A 14,529-nucleotide genomic window follows, 5' to 3' on the forward strand; every position below is an offset into this window, starting at 1 on the left:
CACAAAAAGAAAAATATATAGAAATAGTTAAAACATAGGTATGAAAATGAAAAAGATGATGTTAGTTGCAATGGTTGCAACAGTGTTGATGTCGTGTGGTGGAGGCGGTGGACGTCCTACGTTCGGCGACAACGAGTATCCTATTGAGACGGTTTCTGAATCGAGCGCTGCTCTTCAGAGTACCTATCCTGCCACCATCAATGGTATTCAGGATGTGGAAATCCGTCCGAAAGTGTCTGGCTTTATCACTCAGATCAATGTGACTGAGGGCCAGACGGTGAGCGCCGGACAGGTGCTTTTCGTGATTGACAACGAGACCTATCAGGCTCAGGTGCGTCAGGCTCAGGCTACGGTGAACACCGCCCAGACCGCTGTGAATACTGCGAAGTTGACTTTCGATAATACCAAGAAGTTGCACGCCAGCAGGGTGGTGGGTGACTATGAGTTGCAGACTGCCGAGAACTCGTTCCTCAGCGCGCAGGCTCAGTTGGCACAGGCACAGGCTACCCTGGCTTCGGCTAAGGAGAATCTGAGTTTCTGCTATGTGAAGAGTCCTGCTGCCGGCGTTGTGGGTACACTGCCTTACAAGAAGGGTGCCTTGGTGAGTGCCTCGAACGTGCTGACTCACGTGTCGGATATCAGTAAGATGGAGGTTTACTTCTCGCTGACCGAGAAGGATATGCTGAGTCTGTCACAGGGCGAGGGTGGCCTGCGTGCCGCTATTGATGCCTTCCCCCCAGTGAAGTTGCAGTTGACCGACGGTAGTGTTTATGCCCACGAGGGTAAGGTGGTTGCCGTGAGTGGTGTGATTGACAAGACCACCGGTTCTGTACAGGTGAAGGCTCACTTCCCCAACCCCGAGAAGTTGCTGAAGAGCGGTGGCTCTGGCTCAATCATCATCCCCCGTTCGGCCGATGCTGCTATCGTGATTCCCCAGCGTGTGGTGATGGAGGTTCAGAACAAGAAGTTCGTGTATCTGTTGAAGGACAGCAACAAGGTGGCCTACACCGAGATTACTGTTGATCCCCAGAACGATGGCGTGAACTACATTGTGACTAGCGGACTGAAGGTTGGTGACAAGTATGTGACCAACGGTATTACGAAGTTGACTGACAAGATGGAGATTGTGCCCATCACACCTCAGCGCTACGAGGAAAAGATCCAAGAGCAGGCTAAGGCTATGTCTGTCAGCGACATCGTGAATGCAACGAAGACAAAGTAAAAAGGAAAAAAATAGTAAAAGAGTAAATATATGACATTTACGAATTTTATCAAGCGCCCAGTATTGTCGACGGTGATCTCTATCCTCATCGTTGTCCTGGGTGTCATCGGACTTTTCTCACTGCCTATTGAGCAGTATCCGGATATTGCACCGCCTACTGTTGTGGTGCACACTCAGTATCCCGGTGCCGATGCCGAGACGGTGAAAAACTCGGTTATCACCCCGTTGGAGGAGAGTATCAACGGTGTGGAAGGCATGGACTATATCCAGTCAACAGCTGGTGCAGGTTCGGCACAGATTAGCATCCTGTTCCGTCAGGGCATGAATGCTGATATGTGTGCTGTGAACGTGCAGAACCGCGTGCAGCAGGCTCTGGCCCTGTTGCCTGCCGAGGTAACACGTATCGGTGTGACGGTGATGAAGCGTCAGACCTCTCAGGTGCTGATGTTTACCTTGACTTCTGAGGACGGTCGTTACGACGACGAGTTCCTGACCAACTACAACAACATTAACATCATCCCTGCCATCAAGCGTATTCAGGGTGTGGGTGATGTGCAGAGCCCAGGCTTGAAGACCTATGCCATGCGTATCTGGCTGAAGCCCGATGTGATGAAGCAGTACAACCTGATGCCTTCTGACATCAGCAACGTGCTGGCTGAGCAGAACATTGAGGCCGCTCCTGGTACCTTTGGTGAGCAGTCGAACGTGGCCTACGAGTATTCACTGCGCTATACAGGTCGTTTGAAGTCGGCCGAGGAGTTTGGAAACATCATCATTTCGAGCGATGCTGATGGTCAGACCCTGAAACTGAAGGATGTGGCTCGCATTGAGTTGGGTGGCCAGATGTATTCTGTGGCCATGAAGAACAACAATCTGCCTTCTGTGCTGGGTATGGTGCAGCAGATTGCCGGTTCTAACGCCAACGAGATTGCCAAGCAGGTGAAGGCCGAACTCGAGGAGCAGGCTAAGCTGTTCCCGCCGGGCATGACCTATAAGATTAACTATGATGTGACGGAGTTCCTATATGCCTCTATCGAGGAGGTGATCTTCACCCTGTTCTTCACGCTGATCCTGGTGTTTATCGTAATCTACGTGTTCCTGCAGGACTGGCGTTCAACGCTGATTCCTCTGATTGCCGTACCTGTGTCACTGATTGGTACGTTCTTCTTCCTCAACGTGATGGGCTTCTCTATCAACCTACTCACGCTGTCGGCACTGCTGCTGGCCATCGCCATTGTGGTGGACGATGCTATCGTGGTGGTTGAGGCCGTGCATGCTAAGTTGGACCAGGGTTATAAGAGTGCGCTGACTGCCTCTATCGATGCCATGAACGAGATCTCGGGTGCTATCATCTCTATCACGCTGGTGATGGCTTCTGTGTTCATCCCCGTGTCGTTCCTGGGTGGCACCACGGGTACGTTCTATCGTGAGTTTGGTGTGACGATGGCTGTGTCTATCTTCATCTCGGCTCTGAACGCCTTGACGCTGTCGCCTGCCCTGTGTGCTATCTTCCTGAAGCCCCACAGTAAGGATGGTGAGAAGAAACTGAGTCGCATTGACCGTTTCCACCTGGCATTCAACACCTCATATAATAAGATTCTGGGTAAGTATAAGAACAGCATCGAGAAAACCGTGCGCAAGCCGTTCAGGATGATGCTGTTTACAGTGATAGGTATTGCTGCATTGGTTGGCACGATGTATACCACCAAGAGTGGATTGGTGCCCAGTGAGGATACGGGTACGGTGTTCTGTACCATCTCTATGCCTCCCGCTACTTCTGTGGCTCGCACCCGTCAGATTATCAACGAGGTGGATAGTATCTTGGCTGCTGATCCTGCCATTCAGGCACGTGAGCAGATTCAGGGTTATAACTTCATTGCCGGTTCTGGTTCAGACCAGGCTACCTTCATCATCAAGCTAAAGCCTTTCTCTCAGCGTCAGAAAGGTTTCTGGTGGAAACTCTCAGGTCTGTGGGAGGGTGATGGCATCTATCGTTTCTTCGTGAATCCGCTGGATGCCCAGATGGTGATTGCTCAGATCTTTATCAAGACGGCTCACATCAAGGATGCCTCTATTTTGGCCTTCTCGCCCCCAATGATTCCTGGTTACTCGTTGAGCAGCGGTGTGTCGTTGGTGATGCAGGACCGCACAGGTGGCGATTTGAACAAGTTCTATGATATTGTGAAGAACTATATCGCAGAGCTGAATAAGCGTCCTGAGATTCAGATGGCGCAGACATCATACAACCCTGCCTATCCACAGTACATGGTACATGTCGATGTGGCTAAGTGTAAGCAGGTTGGTGTGTCGCCTGCAACCATTCTCAGCACGCTGCAGGGATACTATGGTGGTCTCTATGCCTCAAACTTCAATGCTTATGGTAAGCTGTTCCGTGTGATGATCCAGGGCTCGCCCGAGACCCGACAGACGGAGGAGTCGCTGAACAGCATCTATGTGCGCACCCCGTCGGGTATGTCGCCTGTGAAGGAGTTCTGTCGTTTGGAGCGTGTCTATGGTCCTTCTAACATCAACCGCTTCAACCTGTTTACCTCTATCAACGTGACGGCAACGGTGAACGACGGTTTCTCTTCGGGTGAGGCTATCAAGGCTTGTCAGGAGGTGGCTTCTACCACGCTGCCCACTGGTTATACCTACGAATACTCTGGTCTGACCCGTGAGGAGGCTAAGGCATCTAACTCAACATGGATTATCTTCGTACTCTGCTTCCTCTTCATCTACCTGATCCTGTCGGCACAGTACGAGTCGTACATCCTGCCTCTGGCCGTGGTTCTCTCTGTACCATTCGGTTTGGCTGGCTGTTTCCTGTTCACTACGGTCTTTGGCCACTCGAACGATATCTACATGCAGATCTCGCTCATCATGCTGATTGGTCTATTGGCTAAGAACGCCATCCTGATTGTGCAGTTCGCCCTTGAGCGTCGTCAGACTGGTATGGCCATCTCATGGTCGGCCGTGCTGGGTGCCGCTGCCCGTCTGCGTCCTATCCTGATGACGTCTCTGGCTATGGTTATCGGTCTGCTGCCTATGATGTTCGCATCGGGCGTAGGTAAGAATGGTAACCAGACGCTGGGTGCCGCTGCTATTGGCGGTATGTTGATTGGTACGCTGTGTCAGATTTTCGTTGTGCCCGCCCTGTTTGTGCTCTTCCAGAGTCTGCAGGAGAAGTTCAGTCCTATGAAGTTCGAGGGTGACGAGGAGAATCCTGATGTGACCACTGAGTTACAGCAGTATGCAAAGCGTTCTGTGGATTATGAATTGGAAAAATAAAAGACTCTCCCCTGACCCCTCCCTGCGAGGGAGGGGAATGGGTAGAATAATATAATGAAGATAAAGATGAATAAGATATTAAAGAAAAAGGCGTCTACTCCCCTCCATATAGGGAGGGGCCTGGGGGTGGGTCTGTTGCTCAGCTTGATGTTGACCAGCTGCGGTCTCTACAACAAATATGAGCGTCCTGACGTGAACACGCAGGGACTGGTGCGCGACATCCAGAATGATGGCGATACACTGGCGCTCAACAGTGATGAGAACTTCGGCAACCTGCCTTGGCGCGAGGTATTTACCGATCCTCAGCTGCAGGGTCTCATTGAACAGGCGTTGGAAAACAATGTGGACCTGCGCAATGCTGCCCTCAACGTGAAGATGATGGAGACGGCACTCACCGTGTCGAAACTGGCTTTCCTGCCCTCTGTGGCTTTCGCTCCTCAGGGCACTATCAGTCAGGTGCAGATGGACGGAGCCTCTGTTTCTCGTACCTATCAGTTGCCCATCAGCGCTACATGGAACCTCGACCTTTTTGGTAACCTGCTCTCGCAGAAGCGCTCGGCACAGATGAAACTGCTGGCCACTAAGGATTATCAGGTGGCTGTGCAGACCAAGATTATCTGTGGTGTGGCCAACCTCTACTATACGCTGATGATGCTCGACGAGCAGTTGGCTATTGTTACTGATATGGAGGGACTCACCAAGGATACTTGGGATATGATGAAGTTGCAGATGGAGTTGGGTCGCGCCCGTTCTACCAGTGTGCAGACGGCTGAGGCCAACTACTACAGCGTGCAGGCCAAGAAGGCCGACCTGAAACAGCAGATTCGCGAGATGGAAAACTCGATGTCGCTGCTGCTCAACGAGCCTGGTCATCAGATTGCCCGTGGCAAGTTCTACAACCAGAGCCTGCCCACCACATTCTCTGCTGGCGTAGGCATCCAGTTGCTCTCTAACCGTGCCGATGTTCACTCTGCCGAGATGGCACTGGCCCAGTGCTTCTACGACACCGAGACGGCCCGCTCACGTTTCTATCCCAACCTGAGCATCACGGGTACGGCGATGTTTACCAATAACCTGGGAACGATTGTCAACCCTGGCAAGTGGATCCTCTCTGCTGTTGGTGCGCTCACACAGCCCATCTTCCAGCACGGACAGATTGTGGCTGGTCTGAAGGTGGCTAAGGCTCAGCAGGAGCAGGCACTGAATACCTTCCAGAACACCATCCTGAAGGCTGGTAACGAGGTGAGCAATGCTCTCTTGGCCTATAACACTTGCGACGAGAAGAGTAAGCTTGACGAGAAGCAGGTGAAGATCTACGAGCAGAACGTGGAGGACACCAAGTTGCTCTACACCTCGAAGGGCTCTACCTATCTGGAGGTGATCCAGGCTCAGAATGGATTGCTGAACGCTCGCATCTCGAAGGTCACCGACGACTTCAACAAGATGCAGGCTGTGGTGAACCTCTATCAGGCTCTGGGAGGCGGTAGTAAATAATTGATAATGGATCGCTCGGCTTTGCCGCTTTTACAAAGGCGGAACGCCGACTAAAAGAATTGATAATTGACAATTATGGCAAGCGAAATTAGTCCAAAAGCTGAGATATCGCCTAAGGCGAAGATTGGCGACAACTGTAAGATATATCCCTTCGTGTATATCGAGGACGACGTGGAGATTGGTGATAACTGTATCATCTTCCCCTTTGTCAGCATCCTTAGTGGTACGCGCATGGGCAAGAATAATAAGGTGCACCAGGGTTCTGTGATTGCTGCTCTGCCTCAGGATTTTGATTTCCGTGGCGAGAAGTCGGAGTGCATCATCGGCGATGGCAACATCATCCGCGAGAATGTGGTTATCAACCGTGCCACCCATGCCGGTGGACAGACCGTTATCGGCAACGAGAACGTGCTGATGGAAGGTGCCCATATCTCGCACGACACCAAGGTGGGCAACCGCTGTGTCTTCGGCTACGGCACCAAGATTGCCGGTGACTGCGAGATTGAGGATGGCGTCATCTTCTCTTCCAGCGTCATTGCTAATGCTGGCGTTCGCGTGGGTCGTGCTGCGATGGTGCAGGCCGGTACCACCTTCTCGAAGGACGTGCCACCGGGCATCATCTGTACCAAACGCGTGGAGTTTGGCGGCATCAACACCACCATGTGTAAGTTCTATGGCATCGACGACAAGGTGATAAAGCATATGGCTAACGCCTATCGTTTGGTGTTCCACGGTCAGACCTCCCTCTTCGATGCTGTGATTCAGATTGAGGAGCAGGTGCCTGACAGTCCCGAGATACGTCACATCATCGAGTTTATGCGCAATACGAAGTTGGGCATCATCACGAAGATGTAAAAATTGTATGAATGATGATACTATAATAATGCCGAGCAAACACTCACGTTTGCTCGGCATTGCGCGTTTAGGAATGGGAGTCACTTTTTGATTTTCACGATATAACCATATAATTTCTGAAAATAAATTGATGATGAGATTATAGATTACCCTGAAAAGTGGTAATATATATGTAGAAGACAACAAGCGAATGGAAAAAGAAACAGTCATTTCAGCCGTAGCCTTACGGGATGAGACGCTCCTCATACGTCGCATCCTTGACGGACAGACCGCGCTCTTCCGTCAGCTTGCTGGCCGGTATGCAGGACAGGTGTTGCGGATGGTGGCTCGACTGATACCTTCGCCAGAAGAAGCAGAGGAGGTTACACAGGATGTTCTGTTCGAAGCCTACCAAAGTCTTGCCCGCTATGATGCGCAAAAGGCCAGTTTTCAAACCTGGCTCCTGAGCATTGCTTACCACACGGCATTGAAGCACTACAGACAGCGCCGAAGGCATATTGCCACCATCGATGTGAAACAACAATGGCTCGACACCATTCCTGATGCTGAGGCCGACGCCCTGCTCGATGATACTACCGCCCATCGCGTGGCACTCATGGAGAAGGCCATCGACCAGTTGAAGCCCGACGACCAGATGCTGCTCAACCTCTATTACTTCGACAACCGGTCCGTCAGGGACATCGCCGTCATCGCTAGCCATGACGAGCCCTATATCTACTCGCGGTTGCAATGGATACGAAAGAAACTGGCTATTATCATCAAAACTCTTGAAAGCAATGAAGAAAGATGAACTCCATAAAGACCAAGGCCTCCGACAGGCCTTGCAGCACAGAAATGAGGTTGCTAAAAAGCTGACGCCCTCGGCCGACTTTGCCGACAGCCTGATGGCACGCATACAGGCTTCTGAGGTCGCTCCGCAGTCCAAGCACCGCCGATTGTGGACCTACGTCTCCATAGGAGCCGTTGCTGCCAGCATCCTGCTGCTGTTGACACTCCATTTCTGGCAAAAGACAGAAGAGACACCGCAATCAGTCGTGGCGAAGCAAGACCCACCGAAGCAGACCATCACGGTGAAAAAGCCAGAAGTGGTGGAGCAGAAGACGGTGGCAGTGGTGAAAGAGCCGAAACCTGTGCAGCAGGTGGTGCCGCAGAAGAAAGTGGTGGCAAAAGTGGCAAAGCGGCAAGAGGTTGTGGAGGAAAAAGAGAAGGTTCAGGAACTGCCTGCCGCCCCCGTAGAGGAAGAACTGATGGCTGTGGTGGAAGAGCCAGTGTATGACCCAATGATCGAAGACCCGTATGCCTTCGTCATGAATCAGATGCAGGACATCCGCTCACGCGGAGAACGCCTACAACAAGAGGTGGCACTGGCCATGGTGACAGAATAAATACTCATCACATTAAAATAGCAGAACAATGAAAAAACTATTCACATGCGTGCTGTTGGTGGTATTGTGCCTGACAGCACAGGGACAGCAACCCAATGAAAAACTCCGCCAGTTGGAGGACTATTTCCATCAGCAGGGCTATAACGTCAAACACACACAGTCGAACTCCATAGGAAAAGAAGGTGTCAGACACACCTACCAAGTATTCTTCTCAGAGAACACGTTCGCACCCAGTTTTGTACAAGCCCCAAGCGAGGAGGTAAGGCAGATGGTGCTCAGTAAGCATGACAGCATCAAAACCGAGCGCGTGAAGAAGTTGGAGCAGACCATCGATTCCATCCGTGTCACCTTCGCATTGTTGGGCAAGCAGGCTTCGGAGAGTTATATGTATGAGTACCACAAGGAGGACGCTGACACCATCAAGTATTCGTTGGCATTCCGTCAGGACGATGACTCGATCCATTCCACGCGTATTAAGAATAATGTGTATTTCTCCAATGCCCGCGAAGTGGCCAGTTTCGACTATTACAAATCTCACGAATTCAACCATCAGGGCGACGTCATGTTAGGCACCTACATACATTGGTGCGATGAATCCAACGGCATTGCGTACGACTACATGAAACCCTTTGACATTGCTGCTTTCGAGGCATTGATCCAGCCAGTTCTGAAACCTGTGAAGAAGCTGAAGGGCGTGAAGACCTATCCCGTCTATTGGCGACACGACAAAGGATTTGATGACGACGTCGTGCATGGTAATCTCAGCCATAAGACCACGCGACAAAGCATGTATGGCGACAACAGTCACACGGGCTTGACGACAGGCACCTACTATTTCATCCCGAATGAGTACAAGAAAGAGGCTGAGACCTTGTACAAACAGCTGGACTCGATATCATACAACTACATCAACAGCCATCCTGAACAGCCATACGAATATGATTTCAGCAAACGCATCCCTGTCAGGAACCCTGCTGACCTGCTCCATGGGATAAGCTATGAGGATAGTGATGAATACTTCCTCAAATGGACGCTCGATGATGCTGGCTACCACATTCTCTTCCTCACCTCGAAGGGTGAAATCTGGATACCCAGAGAATGGCGAAAGCTGAAGAGCTACATCAACGGGAAGTTGGAGTATCGGAAAGAGAAGTGAAATGTGAAATTGTGAAAATGTAAAAAACTCAAGTTTCGCAGGCTCCACTTGTTGGGAGTTAAATAACTAATATGATTTCGGGGCCTTGGATTTGTTTCCAAGGCCCCGTTTTTTGTTCTTATTCTGTTTGTTACTTGCGCATCTGGATGGTGATGGAAGAGTCGGTAATAGTGGTGTCTGTGTTTTTCAATGTTCCCATAAGGCCGTATTCCTCATAATAGGCCTCAAGCATGGTGTAGGTGCGAGGCAACCAGAACGAGAAATGGCCAGTGGAATCGGTAACGGTGCACTTTGAGCGTTGACCTTTCGCATGTACTATGGCTTCGTAAAGTGGTTTGCCGTCCAAGTCGAGAACGACGCCTTCCACATGGCGATATGTCTGCTTCAACTCAGGATGCTGCTCGATATAAGCATCACAGAGCGTATCGGGCACAGTGGTGCAGTCGGTAATCGTGCCTTTGACTTTCACACCATATTTCTCTTCATATGTCTGTTTCTCCTCTACTTGGTAGGGATAAACCCATTTCAATGTACGCATGGATTGCTGGTGCTTACTGAAATAAACGGCCCAACCATATGAACTGCTAAAGTTGTCAGGCTCTTTGTCGAGCACCTGACCGTTGATAATAAAAAGGTTGTTCACGGTGCCAGGCTCCAGTACCTCGGGGGGTGTGATGTTCATATAGTCTTTTATCTGCCATCCCTGTTTGTTGGCCGTCACTCGATAATAGCGACCTGTCATCAGACGCTTGTCAGCAGTGAAAAGGGGAGCGTAGGTCTTACTGGGTATACGTTCAACGAATCGCTTCAAGTCGCGGAACAACATCCTGGTCTTGGGGTCGGCGATTTGGGGCTCTAGGAGTTCCAATGTATAGGACGTGCCAGCATCTTTCGTGTATAACAAGACAGAGAACACTCTCTCCTTGCTGTCGTAACCGCTGTCGCTGTTGCTTGTTGAGGTCAGTCCGTGGAAGGCTGCCATCAGTTTAGTGCCATAGTTAATCTTCTCGGCCCAATTATGCGAACCGTCGAGTTGGATGAAAGGATTGTATGATGCATAAGAGAAGAAATCGGGATAGTCGGCATGAGGAGCCTCGCTTGTCATTTTTCCATCATCATAGACCCTTAGGCGGGCATCGGCAGAAACAACAAAGCCCATATACCAACGTGGCTTACGCAGCATCAGTACCTCGCGGTTTTTATTCTCTTTTACCTCCTTTTTCTGCTTCTTGCTCTTTGCTGGGCGGGTTTCCAGCGGTGAAGAAATTACGGCGTATTTGTCAGAACGATTAAGACTTGGAACAAACACCTCGAAACCATCGTAAGGTGATGGCCTATCGTCCTTTTTCACGTCCTTATATTTATAGAAGGCCTCTTTCATTTCCTCTACGCTGACGGTGTCGCGGAAATAGTGATTGCTGACCTTGAAGAGATTGTTGTCTATCTCTTTCTTTTCATACTCAGCCCATTGATTGCCAAAATAGTTGAGTAACAGGGGGTCGTCCTCCATCCTCAGTATCTTCTGACCGAATACTGTTGATGCAGAGAGTAATGCCAGAGACATGGCGATTAGTTTAGCATTGTTGTTCATTGTTTTTTAATTTTAATGATATGGGTTATTATTGTTTATGAGTACTTTGTTGATAACAACGATGCAAATATAATAAAAAAAAACAGACATTATACTTCCTTGTTCCCTTTTTAACAATTTTTACACAAACGGAGCAAACCCATCACGCTCTTTTATAGATAATCCTCTATCAGCCAACCGCATTTATTGACTGTCACACGATAGTAACGACCTGTCATCACACGCGTGTCTGAGGTAAAATAAGGTGCGAAGGTACCAAGTGGGAGTTCTTCAACAAATCTCTTCAGATCGTCAAACAGTTTTTGTGTCTCTTTGTCTGGGTTGCCAGGTTCAAGAAGCTCCAGTGAATAATACACGCGACGGAGGCGTGTATGGATTCCTTGATAGTCTTGCACTTTCTCCTCGTCCTTCTTTTTATAGAGCAATACGGAAAATTGCTTTTCTTCTTTCAGCCACCAATGCTCGTCTGTCCCTAAGGAATGCAATGTACCTATCAGGCGGGCGCCATATCTAGTGTTGTTATACCAATCGTAAGGTCCGTCAAGACGAAGGATTGGCTTATAGGCAGCATACGCAAAGAAATCAGAATATGTGGCATAGGGAGCATAAGCTGTCCTTTTCCCATTATTATATACCTCAAAGTAAGCCCTTGGCGACACGATGAATCCCATATACCATTTTGGATTACTTAATGTGATTTCCTCACCTTCGACAACCTGTTTCGCTGGATGGTCCTTCAGTGAGGGATATACTCTCACGTAGATGTCGTCTGGATGGAGTTCCGGCTTTATCACGAGGAAGTCCTCATAATGAATCTTCTTGTCTTTTGCGTTCTTGTTCTTATAGAATGCCTCCTTCATTTCTTCGAGACTCACCTCTTTATTAAACTTCCAACTGCAAGACAGGAAATTCTTGTCTATCTTGCTCTTGTACTCCCTCCAGAGATCCTCATAATCAGGAAATTCCTGCTGACAGAAAGCATTTTGCGCAAACAGCAATGCAATTAAAGTTGCTGATAGTTTTAATCGTTTCATGTTATTTGGTGTTATGTGAATTCATGTGGGGCTTAAAGGGTACGTCGAGCACAAACGATACACGAACAACTGTATCATGGTATTTGCCAGGATTCCATTTTGGCATGGCTTTGATCACGCGAACAGCTTCCTCGTCCATGGCCTGAAGTGCTCTATTGTGAGCCTTTGCCTTCTGGCGGTATTCGGCAGTCATGCTGTCTATGATGGGAATGGCGAATCTGGAGGCCAATGATCTGGCTATCTTGATGTGGCTGATAGAGCCGTCTCTCTCCACGACAAAAGTCACGATAGCACGTCCTCCTGCACCCGTTCCTTCTGCAATGGCGGGATAACGCGTTTCATTATATAAATATGTCATCAGGTCACCCTGGAAAGACGGATAAGTGTCAACAACATCGTAGATTTTATTGATGTCAGCGGGCGCCTCTAGCTCCTTAGGAAGGCCGCAATCTAACTTAAAAATAATCTCATCAGGATCTGGTGGTGCGTAGAACCTGATGATTACGGTGAAATCCATGTTGATCTTTTTATTCCCTTCCTTTGCGGGAATCCATTTGGGCATTTTTCTAACGATGCGTAGTGCCTCTCTGTCTAACGAAGGTGAGACACTGGTAGCGACCCTAGGACGAACAATATTACCAAGTGTGTCGACGGTAAAAACAACGTAAACAGCTCCTGCCTCTCTTTTCTTTAAGGCTTCATCGGGGTGTTTCTTTTCTTTCTCTATGAATTCCTGCAAGGCTTTATAGCCTCCAGGAAAAGATGGCCTTAGCTTGACATGCTGAGCACAACAAGCTGAGCATATCAGTAGACTCATCAACATCGTTTTCATTCTTGTTTTCATTGTCTTTGGCTTTTAGTTGATAACCACGCTGCAAAATTATATGTTTTGTCTTTATCAGCCAAACATCCAAGACGAAATGATTAAACAACGAGTAAACAGGGAATAAACAAGGAATAAACAAAGGGCTGTTACGGATAAAAAAATAATAAAAAACGAAGTGATTATTGAGTATGTCGGATTTTTTGCTTACCTTTGCACCGTGCACAGATTACTCACCATAATCGGTATATTCCTTTGTCTTGTCCTACAGGGCTGCAAAGACCAACAGAATCAGGAAGAGAGTCTGATGACCAATGACACGTTGGCCATCGGTCTTTGTGATTATTTCGATGGACGTGGTACGCCCAACGAACGCATGCTGGCTCACTATATTTTGGCTCGTACATATGTCGATATGAACGAGATACCGCAGGCTTTGGAAGAGCTTCAAAAGGCAGCAGCCTGTGCCGACACCACTGCTGCCGATTGTGATAGACGTCTGCTAACTAGAGTAAAACGTCAAGTTGGTATGCTACAAGAACAGTCTTCTGACTCAACACATCTTTATCTTTTTCTGATTGGTGGATTCGTCATCTTGAGCGCTGGTGGCGTGTTGTTGCTGAGGAGGAAAAAGGCTGAAAAGGTTGAAGTAAGCTTGCCACAAGAAGTCATGCCAGAGGAGACGTCTGTCGATGAAAAGATGATGGAGACTGAAGCTTATCTCCGTTTCAAGGATTTGAGTAAACACCCTCAGAAAAGTATCACGAAGGAGGACTGGGTTTCTCTTGAGGCGATGGTTGACGAGTATTTGCCTGACTTCAGAAAGAAGGTTGACCCAGGTCGCAATATGAAGGATGCCGATTATCGCATCTGTATGCTCATTCGCTTGCACTTCTCGCCTTCAGAGATTGCTGTGTTCCTGGACATCACGCTGCAGAATTTGTATTCGCGTCGCAAGCAATTATTAAGCAATGTGTTTCATGTTATAGGTAAGCCTCAGGAGTTTGATCAACTGCTACAGGAGTTGTAATAATGAGACAAATGACTGGAAATAAATTGGTTACGACTTTTTGTTAAGTATCTGTTTACTCGTTGTTTAATCATTTCGTCCTGAATATTTGGATGGAAAGACCAAATCGATTACCTTTGCAGCATGGTTAATAACTAAAAGCCTAAATGGATATGAAACATCAAAATCTATTCGTACTTACAATGATGTTGCTGATGTGCTTGCCGTCAGCAAATGCCCAGAACACGCCTACAAAGAATAGTGCTCAAGACTCTGTGAGTGCTAAGATATGGGATTGTGACTATGGTGAGATTATGCCCCAGTTCCCTGGTGGAGATGGAGCTTTGCTGGACTATATTAAGAAGAATCTGAGATATCCCATAGAAGCAAAGAAGAAAGGTGTACAAGGTCGAGTAATCGTGCGCTTCTGCATAGAGACAGATGGCAGTATCTCTGATGTCAAGGTGGTGAAACCCGTTGACTCCTTACTGAATAATGAGGCTGTTCGCATCGTCAAGTCTATGCCAAAGTGGAAGCCTGGTGGGATGATGAGTAAAGGCAAAACGGAGCTGAAGAGAATCAAATACACGATTCCCATAAATTTTAAACTGGATAATCATAAATCGGATTCTATTCGATATGTGATTGACCCTAAAAAGAATAGCCGCTGAC

Annotated in this window: 12 protein-coding genes; 9 read left to right on the top strand and 3 right to left on the bottom strand. The window is 48.5% G+C overall.

Annotated features, from left to right (window positions below):
• The first annotated feature begins 40 nt into the window (after positions 1 to 40).
• The 7 genes from M1D30_RS01215 (at position 41) to M1D30_RS01245 (ending at position 9,400) form a co-directional block, all read left to right on the top strand.
• Positions 41 to 1,222, top strand: a complete 1,182-nt coding sequence (locus tag M1D30_RS01215) for an efflux RND transporter periplasmic adaptor subunit (protein ID WP_248505404.1) — start codon at positions 41 to 43, stop codon at positions 1,220 to 1,222.
• Between the two features lie 30 nt (positions 1,223 to 1,252).
• A complete protein-coding gene (locus tag M1D30_RS01220) occupies positions 1,253 to 4,510 on the top strand; it encodes an efflux RND transporter permease subunit (protein WP_248505406.1) in 3,258 nt (1,085 codons plus the stop codon).
• A gap of 147 nt (positions 4,511 to 4,657) precedes the next feature.
• Positions 4,658 to 6,004: a TolC family protein gene (locus tag M1D30_RS01225; protein WP_248507683.1), complete on the top strand. Its 1,347-nt coding sequence runs from the start codon at positions 4,658 to 4,660 to the stop codon at positions 6,002 to 6,004.
• A gap of 75 nt (positions 6,005 to 6,079) precedes the next feature.
• The gene (gene lpxA / locus M1D30_RS01230) at positions 6,080 to 6,859 is read left to right on the top strand and encodes an acyl-ACP--UDP-N-acetylglucosamine O-acyltransferase (RefSeq protein WP_248505413.1); all 780 of its coding nucleotides are present in this window, start codon (positions 6,080 to 6,082) and stop codon (positions 6,857 to 6,859) included.
• Between the two features lie 190 nt (positions 6,860 to 7,049).
• Positions 7,050 to 7,649: an RNA polymerase sigma factor gene (locus M1D30_RS01235; RefSeq protein WP_248505415.1), complete on the top strand. Its 600-nt coding sequence runs from the start codon at positions 7,050 to 7,052 to the stop codon at positions 7,647 to 7,649.
• Entirely contained in the window at positions 7,636 to 8,244 is a 609-nt protein-coding gene (locus M1D30_RS01240; protein ID WP_248505417.1) for a hypothetical protein, read from the top strand. Before M1D30_RS01235 ends, M1D30_RS01240 begins: the two co-directional genes overlap by 14 nt.
• Positions 8,245 to 8,272: 28 nt before the next feature.
• Positions 8,273 to 9,400: a hypothetical protein gene (locus M1D30_RS01245; RefSeq protein ID WP_248505419.1), complete on the top strand. Its 1,128-nt coding sequence runs from the start codon at positions 8,273 to 8,275 to the stop codon at positions 9,398 to 9,400.
• Between the two features lie 130 nt (positions 9,401 to 9,530).
• Here the strand turns inward: M1D30_RS01245 and M1D30_RS01250 are convergent, their stop codons facing one another.
• From M1D30_RS01250 to M1D30_RS01260, 3 genes are all read right to left on the bottom strand, one after another.
• Positions 9,531 to 10,991 (bottom strand): DUF5030 domain-containing protein, encoded by a 1,461-nt coding sequence (locus tag M1D30_RS01250; protein WP_248505421.1) that lies wholly within the window; start codon positions 10,989 to 10,991, stop codon positions 9,531 to 9,533.
• Positions 10,992 to 11,143: 152 nt separating this feature from the next.
• Positions 11,144 to 12,025: a DUF5030 domain-containing protein gene (locus M1D30_RS01255; RefSeq protein ID WP_248505423.1), complete on the bottom strand. Its 882-nt coding sequence runs from the start codon at positions 12,023 to 12,025 to the stop codon at positions 11,144 to 11,146.
• A 1-nt stretch (position 12,026) separates the two neighbouring features.
• Positions 12,027 to 12,857: an energy transducer TonB gene (locus M1D30_RS01260; RefSeq protein ID WP_248505425.1), complete on the bottom strand. Its 831-nt coding sequence runs from the start codon at positions 12,855 to 12,857 to the stop codon at positions 12,027 to 12,029.
• Positions 12,858 to 13,068: 211 nt separating this feature from the next.
• Here M1D30_RS01260 and M1D30_RS01265 point away from each other — a divergent pair, with 211 nt between their 5' ends.
• On the top strand, positions 13,069 to 13,878 hold the full coding sequence (locus tag M1D30_RS01265; RefSeq protein ID WP_248505427.1) for an LPXTG cell wall anchor domain-containing protein: 810 nt from the start codon (positions 13,069 to 13,071) through the stop codon (positions 13,876 to 13,878).
• A gap of 152 nt (positions 13,879 to 14,030) precedes the next feature.
• Positions 14,031 to 14,528: an energy transducer TonB gene (locus M1D30_RS01270; protein ID WP_248505429.1), complete on the top strand. Its 498-nt coding sequence runs from the start codon at positions 14,031 to 14,033 to the stop codon at positions 14,526 to 14,528.
• Position 14,529 lies beyond the last annotated feature (1 nt).

Source organism: Prevotella sp. E15-22, assembly GCF_023204875.1.
In the GTDB taxonomy this organism is placed as follows: Bacteria; Bacteroidota; Bacteroidia; order Bacteroidales; family Bacteroidaceae; genus Prevotella.